Genomic DNA, 22975 nt, shown 5'->3' with positions numbered 1-22975 from the left:
GCGCGAGAGTTTTCTTGTTTTGGTTCATTTGACGGAAAAATATCCCCAAGACCGGCGATGTCGCGGATCAACGTTCTGCGATTGGTGAATAGCTGCGTGGCTCTGGCCCGTTATAAAGCGTCAGCGGACGGATCAGGATATTGCCTCGCTGCTGCTCGACGCATTGGATCACCCAGCCGGGCATGCGCCCGATGGCAAAGATCGGCACATAAAGGTCCATCGGGATGCCGTGCAGCTGGTAGATCACGCCGGAATAGAAATCGACGTTCACATCGAGCCCGTGGCGGGCGTAGGGCGCCATCGCCTCGACCACCGCCTGCAGGATCTCGTACCATTGCGGCGCGCCCATTTCCTCACCCAGCTTGCGCACGCCTTCGCGCATGTGGCGGGCGCGGGGGTCTTCCTTGCGATAGACGCGATGGCCAAAGCCGGTGACGGCCTCCTTGGCGGTGCGCTTGGCCTTTACATAGGCGGCGGCCTTGTCGGGGGTGCCGATCTCGTGAACCATCTTCATCACGTCCTCGGCCGCGCCGCCATGGGCGGGACCGGCGAGGGTCGACAGCGCGGTGACGATGGCGCCATGCAGGTTCGCCTCGGTGCCGATGGTGACACGGGCGGCGAAACTGGAGGCGTTGGAGCCGTGTTCGGCGTGCAGGATGAAATCCACATCCGCCAGACATGCTGCGTCGGCGCTGGGTTTTTCACCCTTCAGCATCCACAGCCAGTTGGCGGCATGGCCTAGGGTCATGTCCGGGGCCCCCGGATCACGGCCGTTGCGGATCGCCTCATGGGCCGCGATGATCATCGGAACCTGGCTGGTCAGACGAATGCCGTTGGCGACGAAGGCCTCTTCTCCCACCTCCTTGCTGGCGGGCTCCAGCGCGGCAAGGGCCGAGACCGCGGTGCGCAGCACATCCATCGGATGCCCGTCCTTGCAGGCGCGAATAATGGCGTGAACCTCCTCCGGCAGCACCCGCGCGGCTTTCAGCTGGGCGTCGAAATTGGCCAGTTCTTGCGCATTTGGCAGTTCGCCGTGGATCAGCAGATAGCAGACCTCCTCAAAGGTGGAATGGGTTGCCAGATCGTGGATCGAATAGCCGCGATAGCTCAGCTCTCCCTTGGCGCCATCAATGTCCGAAATGCCGGACCGTTCGAAATAGACGCCCTTGAGACCCCGGTTGATCTTGACGTTATCGCTCATAGCTGGCTCCTTCTTATGGCAAGGGAGAATGACATGTCGGTTCTGGAAAATGCAGTTGAGGCCGCAAAGGTGCGGCAGGCCCGGGTGGTCTTTCCCGAAATGGAGGATACTCGGGTTGCCGAAGCGACCGAGCGTTTGAGCCGTGAGGGCCTGTGCGAGCCGCTGCCGCTTGCCGAGCCATCCGAGGCCCATGTAGAGGCGCTGGTCCAGGCGCGTGGCCTGAAAGAGGCCATCGCAAAGCGTATGATTTCCAAGCCCTTGTACCGCGCCGCCGCCATGGTTGCGGTGGGAGAGGCCGATGCCATGGTCGCAGGTGCCGATGTGCCCACCCGGCGGGTGATCGAGGCGGCAAGCATCGGGATCGGGCTGGCGGATGGTGTCTCGTTGCCCTCGTCGTTTTTCCTGATGGTCTTCCCGGACGGGCGCGAGCTGGTCTTTGCCGACTGCGCCGTGAACGTGGCGCCGGATGCGGTGCAGCTTGCCGATATCGCACGTAGTTCTGCCGCTTCGGCCACCGCGCTATTGGGGCAGGCGCGGGTGGCGATGCTGTCCTTCTCCACCGGCACCTCGGGCGATGGAGACAGTGTCGCGCTGGTGCGCGAAGCGGCGGAGCGCGCGGGCTTTGCCGGACCAGTGCAGGCGGACGCCGCCCTCAACGGGGCGATCGCCGCCAAGAAAGGGATCGAGCCTCTGGATGCCAATGTGCTGATCTTCCCCAGCCTTGATGCAGGCAATATCGGGTACAAGCTGTGCCAAGAGCTGGCGGGTGCCCAGGCGTTGGGTCCGTTCCTGCAAGGCTTTGCTCGGCCCGTCTGCGATCTGAGCCGGGGCGCCAGTGTCGATGACATCGTTGCTGCCACGGTGCTGACCGCAGCACAGGCCTGAGGGGCATGCCGGGCGGTCCTCATACGGCCTCCGGCAGTTGCGCCAGCGTGTCGATGGCGATCTGACGTTCTTCATCGGCGGGGATCACCCAGACTTTCACGGCCGAGGATTTGCAATGAAGCGCCATCTGGTGCGCCTCGTTCGCGTCCGGGTTCATCCGCACACCGATCCATTCCAGGCCGCGCAGGATCCGGGCGCGGATCGCGGTGGCGTTCTCGCCAATCCCGCCAGTAAAGGCCACGGCGTCCAGTCCCTCCAGCGCGGCAATCAGGCTGCCCGCATGTCGCAGGGTCCAGTAGCAGAAGTGATCAATGGCAAAGGCGCTGTCTGCGCTGGGATCCAGCATCAGCTTGCGCATGTCGGATTTGCCGCCCGACAGGCCCAGAAGCCCGCTTTCGTGGTTGAGGATCGCCTTGGTGCGCTCCAGCCCATTGTCCTCGACCAGCCGCAAGACGGCATTGGCATCAATCCCGCCCGAGCGCGTGCCCATGGTCAGCCCGTCGAGCGGCGAATAGCCCATGGTGGTGGCGATGGACTGGCCGTTTCGGATCGCGCAGAGTGAGGCCCCGTTGCCAAGGTGGAATGCCAGCACGCGGGCCGGGAGCTTCTCACCCGACATCTCGGGCAGACGCCGCACCAGTGCCGCATAGGACAAACCGTGAAAGCCATAGCGGCGGATGCCCTTGGTTTCGATCATGCGGGGGATGGCATAGCGGGTCGCCACATCGGGATTGGTGGCGTGGAAGGACGTGTCGAAACTGGCGAACTGCGGCACACCCGGCGCCAGCTCTGCCATGGTGTCGATGGCTGCAAGGCTGTGCGGGTTGTGGAGCGGGGCAAGGGGCGTGCAGTCCGCGATCTCGGTGCGCACTTCTGGGGTGATGCCCATCGGTGCGGTCAGCTTGCGCCCGCCATGGACGACACGATGGCCGATGGCCAGCAACGCATCCGCGCTGATCTGAGCCTTTTGGAGCGCGCCCAGGATGGCGGCGAGTGCAGACCTGTGATCGATGAAGGGGATGTCGGCCGTCTTCTCCCCGATGATGAGCCTTGAGGCACCGCCAATGCCCTCTGCCAGACCATGCAGGCGCTCTGTCAGATCGCGATCGAAGACCGAGAACTTGATCGAGGAAGAGCCGGCATTGAGGATCAGGATCAGACTGCGCTTCATTACAGTACCCGCACGATGTTCAGGGCTGCAAGTGCGGTCAGCAAAACCACAACCCCGCGTCGGAAGGCGGCCGGGTCGGCGCTGGCAAAGCGGCGGCTGCCGGCCCAGATGCCCGCGCCAAGGATCGGAAAGGCAAGGCCGACGCCGATCAGCGTGTCGATACCGGTAAGACCGTTTGCCGCCATCACGGGCAGGGCCATCATGTCGATGCCTGTGAGAAAGACGATCATGGTTGCCCGGAATACAGCGGGCGCAATCGGCTGCGCCGTCAGAAAAGCGGCGGTCGGCAAACCGCCGACGCCCGCGCTGTTGGCCATGCCAGAGATCAGGCCCACACCCATATTGCCGGTCGCTCCGATGGGACGGCGCAACTGCCAGCCGCTCAGCAGGATCAGGCTCAGGAGCAGAACCAGCGTCGAGATTACAAGCCGTGCCTGGTCTTCGCCCAAGCGGGCCATCACGGTCACGGCCGGCACCGTCGCAATGGCCGCCCCGCCAAGCAACATCAGGGTGCGGCGCCAGTCCACATGGGGGCGGATGCCGCGTGCCTGAAAGGCGGTCATGGCGATCTCACAAGAGAACACAACCGGAATCAGCGGTAGCGGATTGGTGACCAATGCTGCCAGAATGATGAAAATCGCGGAAAACCCGAAACCGGAATAGCCGCGAATGAAGGCCGCCACGAACAATGCGGCGGCCAGATAGGCGCCCTGACCTCCATTCAGATCAAATGGCAGATCAAAGGGCACCATCATGGCCTTCAGCCGACCTGCTGCGGACACATGTCGTCAGCAGAGATACCCGCGACCTCGACTGGGTTTTTCATGGCGTCACGGCGGAAGGGTTCGCCCAGCTCCTGGTTGATCATCGCCTCGATCAGGGTGGTGGTACCGTTCTTCTGATCCTCGATGGCCTGGGACAGGGCCGCTGTCAGCTCGTCCATGGTGCGGGCCACGACGCCTTTCAGGCCACAGGCATTGGCGATCCCGGCGTAGGAGACCTGCTGGTCCAGCTCGGTGCCGACAAAGTTGTCATCAAACCACAGGGTCGAGTTGCGCTTTTCCGCGCCCCACTGATAGTTGCGGAAGACGACCTGGGTCACCGCTGGCCACTCTTCGCGTCCGATGGCGGTGAGTTCGTTGACGGCAATACCAAAGGCGCCGTCCCCGGCAAACCCCACGACCGGTACGTCCGGGCAGCCGATCTTGGCGCCGACGATGGCGGGCAGGCCGTAGCCGCAGGGGCCGAACAGGCCCGGCGCCAGGTACTTGCGACCCTCGTCAAAGGACGGGTAGGCGTTGCCGATGGCGCAGTTGTTGCCGATGTCGGAGGAGATGATCGCCTCACGCGGCAGCGCCGACTGGATCGCGCGCCAGGCCATGCGGGGGCTCATCCAGTCCGGCTTGTCGGCGCGGGCGCGCTGGTTCCAGGTGGTGCCGGGATCGTCATCCTCGTGATCCATCGAGCTGAGCTGCTGCGCCCAGCGGGACTTCGTCTCGGCGATCTTGGCCTTGCGCGCTTCGCGGCCCGCATCGCCTGCGCTGTCGCTCAGCTGGTTCAGGATGGCGGTCGCGACCTTGGCGGCATCGCCGACGATACCGACCGAGACTTTCTTGGTCAGGCCGATGCGATCGGGGTTGATGTCGACCTGGATGATCTTGGCCTCAGCAGGCCAGTACTCCATCCCGTAGCCCGGCAGGGTCGAGAAGGGGTTGAGGCGCGTGCCGAGGCACAGAACCACATCGGCGTCTTTAATGAGATCCATCGCGGCCTTGGAGCCGTTGTAGCCAAGGGGGCCTGCAAAGAGCGGGTGGGAGCCGGGGAAGGCGTCGTTGTGCTGGTAGCCGACGCAGACCGGTGCATCCAGGCGCTCGGCCAGGGCCTGCGAGGCTGCGATACCCCCCTTGGAGAGCACGACGCCAGCGCCATTCAGGATGACCGGGTTCTTTGCGCTGGACATCAGTTCGGCCGCCTGCGCCAGGGCGCCCTCACCACCGGCGGGGCGTTCGAATTCGACAATGGCGGGCAATTCGATGTCGATGACCTGGGTCCACATATCACGCGGAATGTTGAGCTGCGCCGGTGCCGAGGCGCGTTTGGCCTGCATGATCACGCGGTTCAGGACTTCGGCGACACGGGTGGGGTCGCGGACCTCTTCCTGATAGGCGACCATGTCCTCGAACAGTTTCATCTGTTCGACTTCCTGGAAACCGCCCTGACCGATGGTCTTGTTCGCGGCTTGCGGCGTCACCAGCAAAAGCGGCGTGTGATTCCAATAGGCGGTCTTCACGGCGGTGACGAAGTTGGTGATGCCGGGGCCGTTCTGGGCGATCATCATCGACATCTTGCCGGTGGCGCGGGTGTAGCCATCGGCCATCATGCCGGCACTGCCTTCATGTGCGCAATCCCAGAAGGTGATGCCTGCCTTGGGGAAGAGATCGGAAATGGGCATCATGGCCGAGCCGATGATGCCGAAAGCATGCTGAATACCGTGCATTTGCAGGGTTTTTACAAAGGCTTCCTCGGTTGTCATTTTCATGGCGTGTTCTCCTGTGAGACGCAAAGAGGGCCGGGGCCAGGCCGGGCATTGCATTTGGTGTAGGCTGTCGCTCTGTCGCAGGTTAGGGCCAGATCCGTATCCGGATTAGAGCCAGATCAGTTTGCAATCTGCCGTTTGTGTTCATGAGCCCAAGTGCTCCCGCCCGTCATCTCTGCATCACAGATGCATCGTTCCCGTTGGGCGTGGCACCGCGCTTTGCGCGGCGCCACGCCCAAGGCCCTGAACCGTATCTTCGATGCGCTTCAAGAGGGGGCGGGAGCGTTTGTTTGCAGAAAGCCTTTCAGGTCTGCTTCAAACCCTGCGCGAGCAATGCGAGACCCGGCTCAATCCGGTTTGATGGAATGGAGGAGTAGCCGAGGCGATAAAAGTTGTTCCTGCGATGCTCAGGGGCAAAGAAGGGTGCGCCGGGTTCGATGATGACGCTTTTCTCTTTCAGCCGCTGCGCGGCGGCGGCGGTGTCGGTGCCCTCGGGTGCGCGCATCCATAACGAAGAGCCTCCGTATACTCCTACGCCAGAGATCGTGAGCCCATGTTCTGCGACAGCCTCTTCGATCACGAGGCGCCGGTTGTGCAGTTCCTTTGCCATCCGGCGGATCTGGGAATCATAGTGGCCAAGGGACAGGAAATAGGCGACGGTGCGCTGCATGTGGCCCGGCGGGTGTCTCAGGACGCTTGCGCGCAGGGCGCGGGCCTGGCGGATGAAGCTTTCGGAGCCCACCAGATAGCCAAGCCTCAGTCCCGGAAACAGCGATTTGGAGAAGCTGCCGATATAGATCACACGACCATCGCGATCGAGCGACTTCAGAGCAGGCGATGGCGCGCCGAGAAAGGACATCTCGAATTCATAGTCGTCCTCGACAATCACTGCATCGATGTCCCGGGCGCGTTTCAGCAGCGCCTTGCGCCGGTCCATCGGCATGGTCGCCGTGGTCGGGCTTTGATGGCTCGGGGTACAGAAGATCACATCGGTGTCGTCCAAAATCGCCTCGGGCGGCAGCCCGTCCTTGTCGACCGGGATACAGTCCATCTGACAGCGCACATGAGTAAGCTGGTCGCGCAGCGTGTAATAGGTGGGGTCTTCAATGGCCGCCTTGCGCCCGCGGTTCAGCAACAGCTGGATGGAAAGCCACAGCGCGTTCTGAGCCCCAAGAGTGATGAGGATCTGCTCTGGCCGGGCTGTGACGCCGCGCCGGGGCAGGGTGTGGCGCGCGATATATTCGATCAGGAGCGGATCATCCTGGTCGAAGTAATCATTGGTGAGCGCGGAGAAGTCCTTTTGGCCAAGAGCCCGCAGCGCACACAGACGCCAGTTTGCATGATCGAACAAGGCGGGATCCGCCTGCCCATAAATGAAGGGATAGCGATAACTGCGCCAGTCTTGTGGCTTGCGCGGCGTGTCGCCGCCGGTGAAGCTGCGCACGATCGCATGTGACCAGTCCACCGCATCTCCTGCGCCTTGGGAGGGCGCATAGCTGGGCGGGATGGGGGCGTTTTCCGAGACGTAGTATCCGGAGCGACCGCGAGAGGTGAGGTAATCGTTCGCCAACAGTTCGGTGTAGGCCAGGGTGACCGTGATGCGGCTGATGCCAAGATGACTGGCCAGTTTTCGCGAGGACGGCAGCTTTTCTCCGACCCGAAAGCGCCCTGACAGGACACCCGCGGCGATCATCTCCTGGATCTGCGCCTGCAGGGTGCCTTGGGCATCGGGGTTCAGAAAGAAGGTGTCGACGGAAATGGCCATGGCGAGACAGTAAGCTGGCCTTAGGGGGAGTGCAATCTGGACTTAACAGGGCGCGTGAGGAATTTGGGTTGATTGCAGTAAAAAATCGATATAACTAGTTTTATGGTTTTAAAAGGGGGCGATATGCAGTGGGAAGAAGCGGCAGGCGGTTTTGCGGCGATGGGGTCTGAAGCGCGTCTTAAGGTCCTCAGGTGCCTGATCCGGGCCGGTGAGACGGGGCTCATGGTGCAGGATATCCAGGAGCGCACCGGTATTGCGCCCTCTACTCTGGCGCATCACCTGAAATTCCTGGCGGGGGCCGGAGTGGTCGTGCAGGAAAAGATGGGGCGCGCGACAATCAACCGTGCGGATTTCCACCGCCTGCGGGACTTGGCAGGTTTTATCCTCAGTGAGTGTTGCGCGGATCAACAACAGGAGGCCGCAAACGATGGCTGATCTGACCCAAAATCCCAGTGCATCGCAGCAGGCGCTACGCTGGCTCAAGACGCCTTGGACCGTGAGCGCACTGCTGTTGCTTACGGTGGCGGTACTTCATCCTGAGAACTTCCAGACCGTGGTGTTCTTTGCGTTCAACGCGATTGTTTCGACAGGTCGCTACATCGTCTTTGCGGTCCTGCTCCTGTCCTATCTCAAGGCCAGCGGAGCCGAGACCATGGTGGCGCGGGCCTTTGAGGTGCGCGAGGTGCGGATGATCTTCCTGGCTGCCGTGTTCGGCGGGTTGGCGCCCTTCTGCTCCTGCGAGGTGATCCCGTTTATTGCGGGCCTGCTGGCCCTTGGCGCGCCCCTGTCGGCGGTCATGGCCTTTTGGCTGTCCTCACCGCTGATCGATCCGCCGACACTCTTGATCACCGCTGGCGCACTTGGCTGGCCCTTTGCCATCGGAAAGGCGATTGCGGCCGTCGGCCTGGGCCTGTTTGGTGGCTTTGCAATCAAGGCCTTGATGGGCCATGGCGTCTTTGCAAGCCCGCTGAAACAGGTGCAAAAGACCAGTTGCTGTGGCTGCGGTGCGCCAAAGCTGGATGTCAAGCCGGTCTGGGCTTTCTGGCGCGAGGCGGAACGGCGGGCGACATTTCGCATCGAATTCGTGGCAAACGCTCTGTTCCTGCTGAAATGGCTGGCGTTGGCCTATGTTCTGGAGGCGCTGCTGGTTTCCTATGTTCCAGCGGATAGAATCGCTCAAGTGGTTGGGGGAGAGGGCGTCGGGACCATTGCCATCGCAGCCCTGGTAGGGATGCCTGCATATCTCAACTCTTATGTGGCTCCGCCGCTATTGGCAGGGCTGATGGAGCAGGGGATGAGCGCGGGCGCGGCGATGGCTTTCATGATTGCAGGTGCTGTCAGTTCAATTCCGGCGATGGCGGCTGTCTGGTCTTTGGTGAAACCACAGGTTTTTGCCACCTATCTGATGCTGGGGGTAAGTGGGGCGATCCTGTCGGGCATCCTGTTCCAGATGCTTTGATATTCGCAGGCAAAGGCTCCCGCCCGGATCGGGTCAATCAATAGATTACCCCTCTCCCGTTGGGCCGGGCGCCGCGCTGACGCGCGGCGCGGGTTTTGCTGAGATGGCCATGAGGGGCAGGTCTGCCCCTCAAGTGCCGTTTTCAAGTTTGTTTGAGTTTGCGCGTCAAGGACAAGCCGCCTGACGGCGGGGCCTTGCGGCCTCCTTGACCCGCAGGGCTTGTGTCAGCGGCTGATCATGAATTCGAGATTTACCTTCACGGCGGGCCAGTCGGCAGCGGTGATGGAATAGACGGCTGTGTCGCGTATCGTGCCGTTTGGCAGGATCATGTGAGCGCGCAGGATGCCGTCGAGCTGCGCGCCGAGCCGTTCAATGGCCGCGCGGCTTTGCCGGTTCAGACGATGGGTGCGGAATTCCACCGCGATGGCGTCACGATCCTCAAAGGCGTGCCGCAGCATCAGAAGCTTGCAGGCGGTGTTGAACCCGGTGCGCTGCATGGATTGGCGATACCAGGTGGAGCCGATCTCGACCCGCCGGTTGCCATGGTCGATGTTCATGTAGGAGGTCATGCCCACGGCGCGTCCCTCTGGAGTGAGGATTGCAAAGGGCACCATTGAGCCTTCCGCGCCCAGGGACAGTCGGCGGTCGATCTCTGTCGGGACGTCCTCAGGTGCAGGAACGGAGGTATACCACAGGCGGTGCAAGTCGCCGTCTGTTGCGGCCTCTGCCAGATCAGGCGCATGGGCCTGTGAAAGGGGAGCGAGGACCACATGGTTGGATCGCAATTCGGTTGAACTCATCCAGCGAGGGCTTGGCATCGTGTGCTCCTTCTTTCGTCGTTCCCCCAGAAACGACAACAGGCGGCCCGATGAAAAGGGCCGCCTGTCGAGATTTTCATCAGTCCAATTTAGGTGGCTCAGCCAAACACCTTGGTCAGGGCCACATCCACGGCATCGGTGATGGCGTCGATATCCTCGGCGGTCGCAATCAGCGCCGGGCTGAAGCACAGCGTGTTGTTCTTGCCGGGCACCGAACGGTTGGTGACGCCGATGATGACGCCTTGCGCGCCGACTTCGGCCACTACGGCCTGCGCCTGCTTTTCGTCCACCGGCTCCTTGGTTTCGCGGTCGATGACGAGTTCGGCCCCGAGGAACAGGCCCTTGCCGCGCACATCACCGATCACGGGGTGCTTTTCCTGCAGGGCCTTGAGGTTGGCCAGCATCCGCTCGCCCATGGCGGTGCAGTTTTCCAGGAGGCCTTCGTCCTCGATGATCTGCATGTTGACCAGAGCAGCAGCAGGGCCGGCAGTGCAGCCGCCAAAGGTGGAGATGTCGCGGAAGTAGTTCATCGGATCGCTTGCGTCGTCCTTGAACATGTCAAAGACCTCTTCCGTGGTCACCATGCAGGCGATCGCGGCATAACCCGAAGCCACGCCCTTGGCCATGGTCACAAAATCCGGCTGGATGCCGTAGTGCTGATAGCCGAACCAGGTGCCGGTGCGGCCAATACCGCAGACAACTTCGTCGATGTGCAACAGGATGTCGTACTGTTTGCAGATCTCCTGAACGCGCTCCCAATAGCCTTCGGGGGCCTCGATCACGCCGCCGCCTGCGGTGACAGGCTCAAGGCAGAGGGCGCCGACGGTGTCGGGGCCTTCGCGCAGGATGACCTCTTCGATCAGGTTGGCAGCGGCGATGCCGAACTCACGGCCTGAAAGGTGCTCAAGACCCAGCTCGTGCTTGCGGTACTCCATGCAATGGGGCACGCGCACGAAACCGGGGGCGAAGGGGCCGTATTGCGCGTTGCGTTCGTCCTGGCCACCGGCGGACATGGCTGCAAGGGTAGAGCCGTGGTAGTCGCGGTCGCGATAGAGGATCTTGTTCTTCTTGCCGCCGTATTTCTTGTGCGCGATCTGGCGCACCATCTTGAAGGCTTTCTCGTTCGCCTCGGAGCCGGAGTTGCAGTAATAGACGCGGCTCATGCCGGGCATCTTGCTGATCAGCTTTTCTGCATAAAGCGAGCCGGGGATGGAGCCAGCGGACTGCGCGAAATAGCAAAGCTTCATCAACTGGTCATAGACCGCCTTGCAGATTTCCTCGCGGCCATAGCCGACGTTGACGGTCCAGACACCGCCCGACACGGCGTCCAGCCATTCCTTGCCATTCTGGTCCCAGACCCGCATGCCCTTGCCTTCGACAATGATGCGCGGATCGGTGGTTTCAAAGGGTTTATGCTGAATCAGGTGGTGCCAGACGTGCGCCTTGTCGGCGTCCACGACGCGGCTGAGATCGTTTTCGTTGAACGTGCCGTCCATGACATGTCCTTTCATTTATTGTTCTTGAGGTCTGAGTCGCGGCCGCGCGGTCAGACTGGCCTGAAACTGACGAAACGCCAATTTGATCAACTCTAGTAGGTCCAGATGATACCCCCCTTTGTGGCCAGAGCGGCTGAGGGGAGGGCCGTTGCCTGTTGCAGCCCTGGCAAAGGGTTGTTTTGCTGCGAAAAACACGTGTTTCGCTCTAAGAGGCGTTTGGTCTTCACGTTTTCCCGAAAGGGGTTTGCATGTCGGAGACGTAAAGAACAGGCCGCCTTTCGAGGTGACGCCGTCCGGTTCATGCTGACTCTGCCGTCTTAGATCATCTCGGATTGAAAAAGAACAGATGATCTTTATGTGGCTAATTGAGATCACTTCTGCGATTGCCGATGGTGCCGAACAGACACGTGACCGGAGAGCGCCGTGGTAGAGTACAATCTGATGGTGGCCCCGAACGGGGCGCGGAGGAGCAAGGGCGACCACGCAGTCCTGCCAGTGACGCTGGATGATATCGTTGAGACCGCCGCCGCCTGCCATGCCGTTGGTGCAGGGGCGCTGCATTTGCATGTGCGTGATGGCGCCGGGCGCCATTCCCTGGACACCGGGCGCTACCGGGAGGCCTTGCAGGCGCTGGGGCAGGTGGTGCCCCGGATGGCCGTGCAGATCACCACAGAAAGCGCCGGTCTCTTTGCGCCCGAAGACCAGTTGCGCTGCCTTGAGCAGCTACAGCCAAAGGCGGCGTCTGTTTCGGTGCGGGAAATGGCACGGGAGCCGGATGTTGCCGCCCGGGCCTATGCAATCTGCGCCGAGGTCGGCACCCAGGTGCAGCATATTCTTTACGGCGCCTCCTGCCTCGAGCAGCTGAAAACATGGTGCAAGTCTGGAACCGTGCCCTCAGGGATGCGGGATGCGATCTTTGTTCTGGGGCAATATGCGCCGCCGGTTCTGGCCAGGCCGGATCATCTGACCGACTTTCTGCCGGCAGCTGCCGATCTGGACCTCAACTGGACCGTTTGTGCCTTTGGCCGCAATGAGCGCGCCTGCCTGCTGGCGGCGATTGCCGCCGGGGGAGATGTGCGGATCGGATTTGAGAACAATATAGAGACGCCGGACGGTACGCTGCTTCAGGATAATGCAGCCTCGGTCGCGGCCCTTGTCACAGCCGCGAAAGCCGCGGGTCACAGCCTCAAGGAGGGCTGAACATGTCGCATGTATTTCCTCGTCACACCAAGGCGAAGCTGCCGACCGCCGTGGGCGGTGAGGGCTGTTATCTGATCGATTCCACCGGAAAGCGGTACTTTGATGGCTCCGGCGGGGCGGCGGTATCCTGCCTTGGGCATTCCGACGCCGCGGTGATCGCGGCGGTGCAGGAGCAGGTCGGCAAACTGGCCTTTGCCCATACCGGCTTCATGACATCCGAACCGGCCGAGGCGCTTGCGGATCTGCTGATCGAGAACGCTCCGGGTGATCTGGACCGGGTCTATTTTGTGTCGGGCGGATCGGAAGCCACCGAAGCCGCGATCAAGCTGGCGCGCCAGTATTACCTCGAAAAGGGTGAGCCGAACCGGCGCCACCTTATTGCACGGCGGCAAAGCTATCATGGCAACACCCTAGGGGCGCTGGCGGCGGGGGGCAATGCCTGGCGGCGCCAGCAGTTCGCCCCGCTTTTGATCGGGGTCTCGCACATCGCGCCTTGTTACGAATATGTGGACCGCGCCGAGGGCGAGAGCAGTTTTGACTACGGCCAGCGGGTCGCAAATGAGCTTGAAGCCGAAATTTTGCGTCTTGGACCCGAGACCGTGATGGCCTTCATGGCCGAGCCAGTGGTCGGGGCGACCTCCGGCGCCGTGCCAGCGGTCGAGGGCTACTTCAAGCGCGTCCGCGAGATTTGTGACCAATACGGCGTGCTGCTGATCCTTGACGAGGTGATGTGCGGTATGGGCCGCACCGGGCATCTGTTCGCCTGTGACGCGGACGGGGTGGCCCCCGATATCCTCTGCATCGCCAAGGGGCTTGGCGCCGGCTACCAGCCGATCGGGGCCATGCTCTGCTCAAGCCGGATTTATGACGCCATTGAGGGCGGCAGCGGCTTCTTCCAGCATGGCCATACCTATATTGGCCACCCTGTTGCCACCGCCGCCGGACTGGCAGTGGTGAGCCAAATGCTTGAGCGGGATCTGATCACGCGCTGCGCGGCGATGGGCGAGCGTCTTCAGTCGGCCCTCGAAGACCGCTTTGGCCAACACGCCCATGTGGGGGATATCCGCGGCCGAGGCCTGTTCCGCGGTATCGAACTGGTTCAGGATCGCGACAGCAAAGCACCGTTTGATCCTTCATTGGGATTGGCGGCAAAGATCAAGAAAGCCGCCTTCGAGGCCGGTCTGATCTGCTATCCGATGTCCGGCACCCGTGATGGCCGCAAAGGAGACCATATCCTGCTGGCGCCGCCCTTCATCATCTCAGATGATCAGATCACCGAAGTGGTCGATAAACTGGAAAGTGCAATCGCCGCCTCGATGCCCACGGGGTGACCTTTATGCGCACCGGTTCTGTGGCACAGACCGGTTGCCCGTAGAATCGCGTCAGGGTCTCAGGCTACCAGCAGTCTGAGGCCTTGCGTGACGTCCGAGCGCACCGCCAGTCTCAGTCCTGGCTCGTCCCCGGCTTTTAGTGCTGCGATGATCAGTTTGTGATTGTGCGGCGGCTCGGTCCGGCGCAGGCGACCATATAGCGCGCGCATCGTTGGCCCCAGCTGAAGCCAGACCGTTTCTGCCATGGCCAGCATCGCAGGCGCCTGGGCACGCAGGTACAGGGTGCGGTGAAACTCGAGATTGGTCCGGATATAGCCCACCGCATCGCGTTTGGAGACCATCTCGGCCACGGTTGCGTTGATGGTCTGCAGCCGGTCGATCAACGCCATATGCGCGCGGGGCAGGGCGCGGCTGGACAGCTCCACCTCCAGAAGCGAGCGCAGGGCAGCCAGCTCTTCGATCCGTTCATTGCTGAGTTCCGGTGTCGACACCCGCCCAGAGGAGGACAGGAACAGCGCCCCTTCGGCGACCAGGCGGCGCACCGCCTCTCGTGCGGGGGTCATGGAGACATCGAATTCACGGCCTATCCCGCGCAGGGTCAGCGCTTCGCCCGGGGCAATTTCTCCGTGCATTATGCGCGTGCGCAGCGTGCGGTAGACGCGGTCATGGGCCGAGGAGAGCCCATCGGATGAGGCGCGGGTGGACAAGGTCATGGCTTGTTGTGATCACAAAACATGGCAAGGTCAATGCGCCACGTGCCAACGGAGAGGGCACAAGGCAATTCAGCCTGCGAAACGATAGTGATGCAATTGGCTGCCGTTTTGCCTGAGCCAAGTTCGGGGGGCTTCGTAGTCTCCGAACAATTCGTGGACGAGCGCCCAAAAAGCAGGGGAGTGGTTCATCTCGCGAAGGTGGGCGACTTCGTGAGCCGCGACATATCGCAAAACATCTGGCGGTGCGAGAATAAGGCGCCAGGAATACATCAGCGCCCCAGCCGAGGAGCAGGACCCCCAGCGCGAACGCGTGTCGCGTAGTGAAACGCGTGAGAACGGCTTCTCCAGCCGTGTGGCATAGTGGTCGGAGGCCGCCACAAGGTGGTCGCGGGCAAGCTCTTTGAGATAGCGTTCCAGTGACCTTGCAGGGCGATCCCCGCCTACATGGATCTCATCGCCGACAATCCGAATGCCGCGCCTTTTGCCTTGTGTGACGCGCAGCTCGCGCCCTGCTACCGGCAGGACGGTGCCAAAGCCCACATCCTCGGCATCGGGCTGACGCGCGAGGTGCCCGCGAATCCAGTTTTCCTTTTCCGCGGCGAACGCCAACGCTTCCCGTTCCGGTAGGCCTTTGGGTAATGTCAGTGTCACCCGGCCATCCAGAGAGGACACCCGAAGGCTGATCCGGCGCGCCCGGGCCGAGCGGCGCAGGATCAGCGGTACGGGCGGCTTTCCTGGCAGGTGATGGGCGCTCATCGGCTCTCCTTTGGGGCAAAGGCTTTGACAGTGCACCCCTCATATGGCAAGGCACCTGAATCGTCGATACGACTCACCAGTAAATCAAGGGGATCCACATGCCCAAGGAAGAATGGGGTGTAAAGCGCGTTTGCCCGACCACCGGGAAACGCTTTTATGACCTGAACAAGGACCCGATCGTCAGCCCCTACACGGGCGAGGTCGTGACGCTCGACACCGGCAAAAGCCGCATGATCGAGGCCGACTCCGAAGATGCGGCAACACTCAAGGCCAAAGAGAACGTCGAAGGCGATGATGTTGTTCTGGACGATGACGATGATGTCGATCTGGATCTGGGCGATGATGTTCTGGACGATGACGATGACGACAATGTCTCGCTGGACGACATCGCTGACGTTGCTTCGGAAGACGACGATTCCTGATATCGTTTTGGCAGGAGGGCAGAAACCTGCCCTCCTTTGGCTTTCCATGGGGCTGTCCAGACCCGCTGCGCCAAGCCGCATGAAATGAGCCGAAAAAATCTCTGAACGATGATGCATTTTGCTCTTGCAGCCTGCGCCGTCGTCCCTTAAACGACCTCTCACACCGACACGGCGGACGCCGGACGGTGGGAAATGGGGCCTTAGCTCAGTTGGGAGAGCGCTTGCATGGCATGCAAGAGGTCAGGGGTTCGACTCCCCTAGGCTCCACCATTTTCATCATTGTCTCTCATGCTTCAAAGCCAGTGTGATGAATTTTTCTGCTTGCCGTAGTGCTCTGAAAGCAGTGCAATTCAGGGAGCAAATCTTTCCCAAATGGTGGATTACTTTCCGACGGAGCCGCGCGCGAGGCTGAACTCTGTTCAGCTGTCTCAGTGTTCTGTTGAATGCGTCTTTATGCAGGTGGGTGTTCTGAAATGCCCAAGGTGAGAATCGGCCGTTTGTCGTTTCTGAAACGCCTCAGGTGTCGGGGCTGGATGGTATGCCTTTGGCACTTTTCAGCCATGAGACAAAACAGTCTCTTGGTTGGTAGGGGGGCTGTTCCTTGGGCCAGACAAAATAGTAGGCGCCGATGCTGATCCGGCTTTCGGGCCATAGCGCAACCAGCCGCTTCTCGGTCAGTTCGCGTTCAATCAGATAGGTAGGTATGAGGGCTGCGCCCATGCCGTGCAGAGCTGCCTGGATCATTGACGCGAATTGATCAAACAGCATTCCAACCGGCCCGTGCAGGTCCAGCCCAACCGCCTGGGCCCATTTTTCCCAAGCATCTGGGCGGGTATCAAGGTGCAGAAGAGGCAGTGAGAAAACCTCGGCAGGGGGGCTGCCGCGCAGAGTTTCGGCAAGCTTTGGAGAGGCGACAGGAACAACGTATTCCCGCATCAATTCCTGATAGCAGACATCAGGCCAGTCACGTTCGCCAAAGTGGATGGCGCCGTGAAAGGGGTCGGTGTGGAAGTCAAATGGTCTCAGCCGGGTGCTGAGGTTGACCGTGACTTCGGGGTGGCGGGCGACAAAATCTGGCAGCTTGGGGGCAAGCCAGCGCACTCCAAAAGCGGGCAACATAGCGATATTGAGCTGCCCGCCGTCCGGATTTGCCTTCAGGCGCAGGCTGGCTGTTGCAATTGTGTCGAGCGCACCCCGCACCTGTGCGCAATAGTCGATCGCTGCGGGTGTCAGACTGATGCTTTTCCGGTCGCGCACAAAAAGGGTGGTCCCAAGGTAGTCCTCCAAGACCTTGAGTTGGCGGCTCACGGCGCTTTGCGACACCCCTAGTTCGTGTCCGGTTTCGGTCACGCTGCCGGTGCGCTCGAATGAGTCGAGGGCCCGCAAGGCAGTCATTGGCGGAAGGAAGCGCTTGGGGTGCGGCATGGGTATGAGATTTTCGCATGATGTAGAAGATAAATGCGTTTCTCATGTTTTGCTCTGATGTGTCAAATGCGTCGAATTGCTGGAGACCGGAATGCTAACGTTGTCAGAGCGCATCGATGGAATCGCGCTTTCCGAAATTGTTGCGATTTCAGAGGCGGCCGCGCGCATGCGGGCCGAAGGTCATGATGTTTTGGCATTAAGCACAGGCGAGCCCGACTTCCCAACCCCGCCCCATGTCTGCGCAGCAGCTCATGCGGCCATGCAGGCAGGTCAGACCCGGTATCCGCCCACTGCTGGCGCTGCCGATCTGCGCGGCGCAATCGCGAAGGCTGCAGGCGTGGAGGCGGGCAATGTCATCGTATGCACCGGCGCCAAGCAGGTGCTTGCGGACCTCTTCCTAGCCACGCTCAATTCCGGTGACGAGGTCATCGTGCCCGCGCCCTATTGGACCAGCTATTCGGACATAATCTCGATGTCCGGGGGCAGAACGATACTGCTGCGCTGCGGGGCCGAGGCCGGGTTCAAGATGACGCCAGAGCAGCTGGAGGCCGCGATCACGCCGCGCACGCGCTGGCTGCTTTTGAATTCGCCCTCCAACCCCACGGGCGCCGTCTACAGCAAAGACGAACTGGCGGCGCTGGGGCAGGTTCTGGAGCGCCATCCCCACGTCTGGATCGCCTCGGATGAGATTTACGATCTGATCTGCTACACGCCGTTTGTATCGTTCCGGCAGGCCTGCCCGGCGCTGGCGGATCGCACCCTTGTCATCAATGGTGTCTCCAAGGCCCACGCCATGACAGGCTGGCGGATCGGTTGGGGGATTGGCCCGGCCGAGCTGATCAAGGCGATGATCGCTGTTCAGGGGCAGATCACCTCTGGTGCCTGCTCCATCGCGCAGGCTGCTGCCCTTGCTGCCCTGAGCGGAGACCAAAGCCACATTGCGAGCCGCGCCGCCGAGTTTCGCGCGCGCCGCGATCTGGTGGTCGGCGCCCTCGAAGAGATCCCCGGCATCGCATGTGCGACACCTGATGGGGCGTTCTACGTCTTTCCCTCTTGCGAGGGGGTCTTGGGGCAAAGCACGCCGGAAGGAAAGCGCCTCGAAACTGACGCCGATTTCTGTGCCTTTGTTCTGGCCTTCACCGGCCTCGCCATTGTGCCCGGCCGTGCCTTCGGCCTTCCGGGACATTTTCGCCTTTCCTATGCCTATGCGCGCCGCGATCTCGAAGATGGCTGCATGCGTCTGAAACGGGCTGTCGCGGCCCTTAACGCCACCTGAAGGACCCCACCAAATGACCTACCAAGATATCCTGGCCGCCTCTGGGCTGACGGAAGCTGACACCACAGGTGGCACGCTGCCCGTCACCACCCCGGTTGATGGCCGCGAGATTGCAATGGTGCCCATGCACAGCGTAGGCGATGCAGAGGCTGCGATTGCAAAGGCTGTCGAAGCGTTCCGCATCTGGCGCACGGTGCCCGCACCGCGCCGGGGAGAACTGGTCCGCCTTCTGGGGGAGGAGCTGCGCCAGGAGAAAGAGAACCTTGGTCGTCTCATTACCCTTGAGTGTGGCAAGATCTACCAGGAGGGCCTCGGCGAAGTGCAGGAGATGATCGACATCTGCGACTTTGCCGTTGGGCTGTCGCGTCAGCTTTATGGCCTTACAATCGCCTCCGAGCGTCCCGGCCATGCGATGCGGGAAACCTGGCATCCGCTTGGTGTCTGCGGCATAATCACAGCCTTTAACTTCCCCGCGGCGCCCTGGTGCTGGAATGCGGCGCTGGCACTGGTCTGCGGTGATCCCGTCATCGCCAAGCCCTCCGAAAAGACACCGCTGACCCAGCTTGCAATTCAAAAGATCTGCGAGCGAGCGATGGCGCGCTTCGGCGAAGATGCGCCAGAGGGGCTGATTCAGACGCTGATCGGCGAGCGCGATCTGGGCGAGGTGCTGACAGCCTCGCGCGATGTGGCGCTGATCTCCGCCACCGGTTCCGTTCCGATGGGCAAGGCGGTTGCCGCTGACATGTCCAAGCGCCTCGGCAAGACAATCCTCGAACTTGGTGGCAACAACGCCATGATCGTGGCGCCTTCTGCCGATCTAGAAATGGCAGTGCGAGCGATTGTCTTTTCTGCCGTCGGTACCGCAGGACAGCGCTGCACCTCGCTTCGGCGTCTGATCGTGCACGAAGACGTCTATGACCAGCTGATCCCCCGCCTGATCAAGGTCTATGCGGGCCTGTCGATCGGCAGCCCGCTCGAGAATGGCACCCTGGTCGGTCCGCTGATCGACAAAGGCGCGATGGAGGCGATGGACAAGGCCCTGGAGCAGGCGCGTGACGAGGGCGGGATTGTCCATGGTGGCGGGCAGGCGTTGGCCGATCAGCTTCCGGATGCGGCTTACGTCCACCCGGCCATCGTGGAGATGCAGATGCAGTCGTCAATCATGCACACCGAGACCTTTGCGCCGATCCTCTATGTGGTGAAGTACACCGATCTGGATGACGCCATCGCGATGCAGAACGCGGTGCCGCAGGGTCTGTCGTCCTGCATCTTTTCCACCGACGTGCGTGAAACCGAATACTTCCTGTCTGCGCAGGGCTCGGACTGCGGGATTGCCAATGTGAACATCGGCCCCTCCGGTGCTGAGATCGGCGGTGCCTTCGGCGGTGAAAAGGAAACAGGTGGTGGACGCGAAAGCGGCTCGGACGCATGGCGTGCCTATATGCGGCGCCAGACCAGCACGGTGAATTACTCGCGCGAACTGCCGCTGGCCCAGGGCATTTCCTTCGAGATCTGACACTGAAGCCGCGTCCCGGCCGTCTTTGCTGCAAGAGGGCGCCCTATCAGCCAGGTCGGGCGTCCTGAGTTGCAGGGAACCCGGCGGCACTGGCAGGCAGCGGATAACTTGTCTGCTGCCTCTATCGACACACACTTCGCAAGACACGCCGTTCTTGGTGGCCTTTTCCATGAGGTCGACGCGGCGTTCACCCATTTCATCAACGGGCGGTCTTGACCGCCAAAGGACCGGACACATGACAGTATCCCCGAGTAAGATCCGCGCTGATTTTTCTGCCGCCATGTCGGCGATGTATCGTGAGGAGGTGCCTGCGTACGGCACTTTGGTCGAGATCGTGGAGCGCGTGAACGAGGTTGTTTTGGGCGCATCCGACAATGCGCTGGCGCTCACGCCTGGTGAAGACACCGCCCGCATCAGCGCCGAACGCCACGGCGCGATCCGCCTTGGGACCGCAGAAGAGCTGACCATGATGGGCCGGGTTTTTGCCGTGATGGGGATGGAGCCTGTGGGGTATTATGATCTGTCGGTTGCCTCGGTGCCGGTGCATTCGACAGCCTTCCGCCCCGTGGGGCGCGATGCGCTGGCGGAAAACCCGTTCCGGGTGTTCACCTCGCTCTTGCGGCTGGAGCTGATCGAGGATGACGCCCTGCGCGCAAAGGCGGCCGAGACCCTGGCGCGGCGCCGGATCTTCACTGTTGGAGCCATTGAACTGACTGAAAAGGCCGAAGCAGAAGGAGGCCTCGGCGCCGAGGATGCCAAGCGTTTCGTGGCCGAGGTGCTGGAAACCTTCCGTTGGCACGCCGAAGCCTGCGTGGACAGCGAAACCTTTGAGGATCTGATCAAGGCGCACCGGCTGATTGCCGACGTGGTGTCCTTCAAGGGACCGCACATCAATCACCTGACCCCCCGCACCTTGGATATCGATGCGGCGCAAGCCCAGATGGTTGCCGAGGGCTTGCCCGCGAAGGCCGTCGTCGAAGGCCCCCCGCGCCGCACATGTCCGATCCTGCTGCGCCAGACAGCGTTCAAGGCGCTGAACGAAGCGGTGCGCTTTCCGGGCGCGGATGGCTGGCAAGAGGGGCATCACACCGCCCGGTTCGGTGAGATCGAGCAACGGGGCGTGGCGCTCACTCCGAAAGGGCGTGCGCTTTATGACCGTTTGCTGGCAGAGGTGCGCGCGGAAATCCTGCCTGCGGCGGATGGCTCCAATGCGGAGGCCTATGTTGCCAGACTGGAGCAGGTCTTTGACGCGTTCCCCGATGACTGGCGTGCGCTGCATGACCACGGTCTTGCCTATTTCAAATACGGGCTTGGCGATGGTGCGGCACAGGGCGAAGATGTCGAGGCCCTTCTGGATGCAGGGGCCTTGACCCTCAGCCCCATCATCTATGAGGATTTCCTGCCGGTGAGCGCCGCTGGAATCTTCCAGTCCAACCTCGGGGATGAGGCGCGCAGCGATCGGCAGGAAGCCGCGAGCCGGGCCGCATTCGAGGCCGCCTTGGGGAAAGCCGTTGCAGATGAATTCGCCCTCTATGAGGCGATGCAGGCCGCCTCGCTTGAGGCCTGTCTTGAGCAATTGAACGCGAGCGCCGCATGACCCTGACTGCCGGGATCAAAACCCTCTCCGACCCGAGGGAGATGGCGGGGTACCTGCAGGGTGTGCGCGGTGAGACAGGCAAAAGCCCGGTGGTGTTCTTGCCTGAAACAACTACCCAGGTCGCTGACTGCCTGCGGTATTGCGCACAACAAAAGCTGCCCTACGTGCCCCAGTCCGGAAACACCGGTCTGGTGGGGGCCTCTGTGCCCGATGACAGCGGCGCCACGGCGGTTCTCAGCCTGTCGCGGCTGCGGGAAACCTTTGATCTGGATCTGGCCAATCGCTCGTTGCGGGTCAGCGCGGGCTTCAGGCTGTCCGAGGTCAACGACAGGCTGGCGGAACATGGGCTGTTCTTCCCGATCGACCTGGGTTCGGATCCCATGATTGGCGGTATGGTCGCCACCAACACCGGGGGAGGTCGCTACCTGCGCTACGGCGATGTGCGGCGCAACGTCCTAGGCCTGATCGTCGTGCTGGAGAGCGGGGAGGTGCTTGAGCTTGGCTCGCCCGTGCGCAAGAACAACACCGGACCGGACTGGAAGCAGATGCACATCGGCACCTCGGGCTGGTTTGGCACCATCACCGAAGCAATCCTGAATCTGGAACCCGTGGTGACAGAACAGGCAACCGCGATCGTGGTGCCGACAAATGACGATGCGATGCTGACCCTGTTGCGCCACCTCGAAACGCGTGTCGGGCCGCTGCTGTCGGCGTTTGAATTTATGTCGCGAGCAGCGATGGTACATACCTTTGACCATGCCAGCGCCCTGAAGAACCCGTTCGCGCGAGGCGGGATTCCTGCAACGGCCCTGCTGATCGAGCTGTCCCGCCCCACCAAAGCGCCCTGGGATACCCCGCTCGATGAGGTTCTTGAGGCTGTTCTGGCGGAGGCCTGGGAACTGCCCGAGGCTCCGATTGCAGATGCTCTCTTCGGGCGGCCCCAGGAAATCTGGGCGCTGCGTCATGCCCTGTCCGAAGGGGTCAAGGCGGCAGGCCCGCTCATTGCCTTCGACCTTGGCTTTACCCGCGACAAGGTCATCGCCTTTCGGGCGGATATGACCCAAAGGCTGGCGCAGGACTTCCCGATGATCGAGGTCTGCGACTTTGGTCACCTTGGGGATGGAGGCTTGCACTTCAATCTCGTCAAGACGGATGGCCCGATTACGCCTGGATTCGAGCGGGCCTTGCGTGACGATGTTGTGGCACATGTGGTGGAGGCCTATGGCGGCTCCTTCAGCGCCGAGCATGGGATCGGCCCAAAGAACCTGCGGTACTATGAGGCATACCCGTCGATCTCGGATGACCTTCTTGAGTTTCAGTTGAACCTGTTTCGCAGCAAAGGGCACTCAAGGCGCTGAATGTGCGAGACCAGCAGCACTGTGGCCGAGCTGCAGGGGGGGGCGGGGCA

General features: G+C 61.7%; 20 protein-coding genes and 1 tRNA gene. 11 read left to right on the top strand and 10 right to left on the bottom strand.

Going from position 1 to position 22975, the window contains the following annotated elements; all coding sequences use genetic code 11:
- Positions 1 to 67: 67 nt before the first annotated feature.
- On the bottom strand, positions 68 to 1201 hold the full coding sequence (locus AADA15_RS09705; protein WP_341641354.1) for a citrate/2-methylcitrate synthase: 1134 nt from the start codon (positions 1199 to 1201) through the stop codon (positions 68 to 70).
- A gap of 33 nt (positions 1202 to 1234) precedes the next feature.
- Between AADA15_RS09705 and AADA15_RS09700 the strand changes: the two genes are divergently transcribed.
- Entirely contained in the window at positions 1235 to 2086 is an 852-nt protein-coding gene (locus tag AADA15_RS09700) for a phosphate acyltransferase (protein ID WP_341641353.1), read from the top strand.
- A 19-nt stretch (positions 2087 to 2105) separates the two neighbouring features.
- Here the strand turns inward: AADA15_RS09700 and AADA15_RS09695 are convergent, their stop codons facing one another.
- The 4 genes from AADA15_RS09695 to pdxR form a co-directional block, all read right to left on the bottom strand.
- Positions 2106 to 3257, bottom strand: a complete 1152-nt coding sequence (locus AADA15_RS09695) for an acetate/propionate family kinase (RefSeq protein ID WP_341641352.1) — start codon at positions 3255 to 3257, stop codon at positions 2106 to 2108.
- Positions 3257 to 4012, bottom strand: a complete 756-nt coding sequence (locus AADA15_RS09690; protein WP_341641351.1) for a TSUP family transporter — start codon at positions 4010 to 4012, stop codon at positions 3257 to 3259. Before AADA15_RS09690 ends, AADA15_RS09695 begins: the two co-directional genes overlap by 1 nt.
- Positions 4013 to 4017: 5 nt before the next feature.
- Positions 4018 to 5796 (bottom strand): sulfoacetaldehyde acetyltransferase, encoded by a 1779-nt coding sequence (xsc, locus tag AADA15_RS09685; RefSeq protein ID WP_341641350.1) that lies wholly within the window; start codon positions 5794 to 5796, stop codon positions 4018 to 4020.
- A 301-nt stretch (positions 5797 to 6097) separates the two neighbouring features.
- Complete coding sequence (pdxR, locus tag AADA15_RS09680; protein ID WP_341641349.1) at positions 6098 to 7558, bottom strand: MocR-like pyridoxine biosynthesis transcription factor PdxR; 1461 nt, start codon at positions 7556 to 7558, stop codon at positions 6098 to 6100.
- Between the two features lie 123 nt (positions 7559 to 7681).
- Here pdxR and AADA15_RS09675 point away from each other — a divergent pair, with 123 nt between their 5' ends.
- On the top strand, positions 7682 to 7993 hold the full coding sequence (locus tag AADA15_RS09675; protein WP_341641348.1) for an ArsR/SmtB family transcription factor: 312 nt from the start codon (positions 7682 to 7684) through the stop codon (positions 7991 to 7993).
- Positions 7986 to 9017, top strand: coding sequence for a permease (locus tag AADA15_RS09670; RefSeq protein WP_341641347.1), 1032 nt, complete (start codon positions 7986 to 7988; stop codon positions 9015 to 9017). The genes AADA15_RS09675 and AADA15_RS09670 overlap by 8 nt, the downstream gene beginning before the upstream one ends.
- 224 nt (positions 9018 to 9241) lie before the next feature.
- On the opposite strand, the gene AADA15_RS09665 is transcribed toward AADA15_RS09670, so the two are convergent.
- The gene (locus tag AADA15_RS09665; RefSeq protein WP_341641346.1) at positions 9242 to 9835 is read right to left on the bottom strand and encodes a GNAT family N-acetyltransferase; all 594 of its coding nucleotides are present in this window, start codon (positions 9833 to 9835) and stop codon (positions 9242 to 9244) included.
- A gap of 98 nt (positions 9836 to 9933) precedes the next feature.
- Positions 9934 to 11331, bottom strand: a complete 1398-nt coding sequence (locus tag AADA15_RS09660) for an aminotransferase family protein (protein WP_341641379.1) — start codon at positions 11329 to 11331, stop codon at positions 9934 to 9936.
- Positions 11332 to 11754: 423 nt separating this feature from the next.
- Here AADA15_RS09660 and AADA15_RS09655 point away from each other — a divergent pair, with 423 nt between their 5' ends.
- Both AADA15_RS09655 and AADA15_RS09650 read left to right on the top strand, forming a co-directional pair.
- Complete coding sequence (locus AADA15_RS09655; protein ID WP_341641345.1) at positions 11755 to 12531, top strand: beta-keto acid cleavage family enzyme; 777 nt, start codon at positions 11755 to 11757, stop codon at positions 12529 to 12531.
- A gap of 2 nt (positions 12532 to 12533) precedes the next feature.
- Positions 12534 to 13862 carry an aspartate aminotransferase family protein gene (locus AADA15_RS09650; protein ID WP_341641344.1) on the top strand — a complete coding sequence of 443 codons (1329 nt, stop codon included), beginning with the start codon at positions 12534 to 12536 and terminating at the stop codon, positions 13860 to 13862.
- Between the two features lie 59 nt (positions 13863 to 13921).
- Here the strand turns inward: AADA15_RS09650 and AADA15_RS09645 are convergent, their stop codons facing one another.
- On the bottom strand, positions 13922 to 14575 hold the full coding sequence (locus tag AADA15_RS09645) for a GntR family transcriptional regulator (protein WP_341641343.1): 654 nt from the start codon (positions 14573 to 14575) through the stop codon (positions 13922 to 13924).
- Positions 14576 to 14644: 69 nt separating this feature from the next.
- Complete coding sequence (locus tag AADA15_RS09640; RefSeq protein WP_341641342.1) at positions 14645 to 15331, bottom strand: M48 family metallopeptidase; 687 nt, start codon at positions 15329 to 15331, stop codon at positions 14645 to 14647.
- 98 nt (positions 15332 to 15429) lie between these two features.
- Here AADA15_RS09640 and AADA15_RS09635 point away from each other — a divergent pair, with 98 nt between their 5' ends.
- Positions 15430 to 15753, top strand: coding sequence for a TIGR02300 family protein (locus AADA15_RS09635; protein WP_341641341.1), 324 nt, complete (start codon positions 15430 to 15432; stop codon positions 15751 to 15753).
- Positions 15754 to 15947: 194 nt separating this feature from the next.
- Positions 15948 to 16023, top strand: a tRNA-Ala gene (locus AADA15_RS09630).
- A gap of 246 nt (positions 16024 to 16269) precedes the next feature.
- Here the strand turns inward: AADA15_RS09630 and AADA15_RS09625 are convergent.
- The gene (locus AADA15_RS09625; protein ID WP_341641340.1) at positions 16270 to 17148 is read right to left on the bottom strand and encodes a LysR family transcriptional regulator; all 879 of its coding nucleotides are present in this window, start codon (positions 17146 to 17148) and stop codon (positions 16270 to 16272) included.
- 121 nt (positions 17149 to 17269) lie between these two features.
- On the opposite strand from AADA15_RS09625, the gene AADA15_RS09620 reads away from it, so the two are divergent.
- The 4 genes from AADA15_RS09620 to AADA15_RS09605 all read left to right on the top strand — a co-directional run bounded on the left by AADA15_RS09620 (position 17270) and on the right by AADA15_RS09605 (position 22925).
- Positions 17270 to 18454 carry a pyridoxal phosphate-dependent aminotransferase gene (locus tag AADA15_RS09620; RefSeq protein WP_341641339.1) on the top strand — a complete coding sequence of 395 codons (1185 nt, stop codon included), beginning with the start codon at positions 17270 to 17272 and terminating at the stop codon, positions 18452 to 18454.
- 13 nt (positions 18455 to 18467) lie between these two features.
- Positions 18468 to 19970 carry an L-piperidine-6-carboxylate dehydrogenase gene (gene amaB, locus AADA15_RS09615; RefSeq protein WP_341641338.1) on the top strand — a complete coding sequence of 501 codons (1503 nt, stop codon included), beginning with the start codon at positions 18468 to 18470 and terminating at the stop codon, positions 19968 to 19970.
- 235 nt (positions 19971 to 20205) lie between these two features.
- Positions 20206 to 21567, top strand: a complete 1362-nt coding sequence (gene hglS / locus AADA15_RS09610) for a 2-oxoadipate dioxygenase/decarboxylase HglS (RefSeq protein ID WP_341641337.1) — start codon at positions 20206 to 20208, stop codon at positions 21565 to 21567.
- Positions 21564 to 22925, top strand: coding sequence for an FAD-binding oxidoreductase (locus AADA15_RS09605; protein ID WP_341641336.1), 1362 nt, complete (start codon positions 21564 to 21566; stop codon positions 22923 to 22925). Before hglS ends, AADA15_RS09605 begins: the two co-directional genes overlap by 4 nt.
- Positions 22926 to 22975: the final 50 nt, after the last annotated feature.

It is taken from the genome of Phycobacter sedimenti, assembly GCF_038148855.1.
GTDB classification, from domain to species: Bacteria; Pseudomonadota; Alphaproteobacteria; order Rhodobacterales; family Rhodobacteraceae; genus Phycobacter; species Phycobacter sedimenti.
The sequence above is the reverse complement of the archived record's forward strand: the minus strand, read 5'-3'. Positions and strand labels throughout refer to the sequence as shown.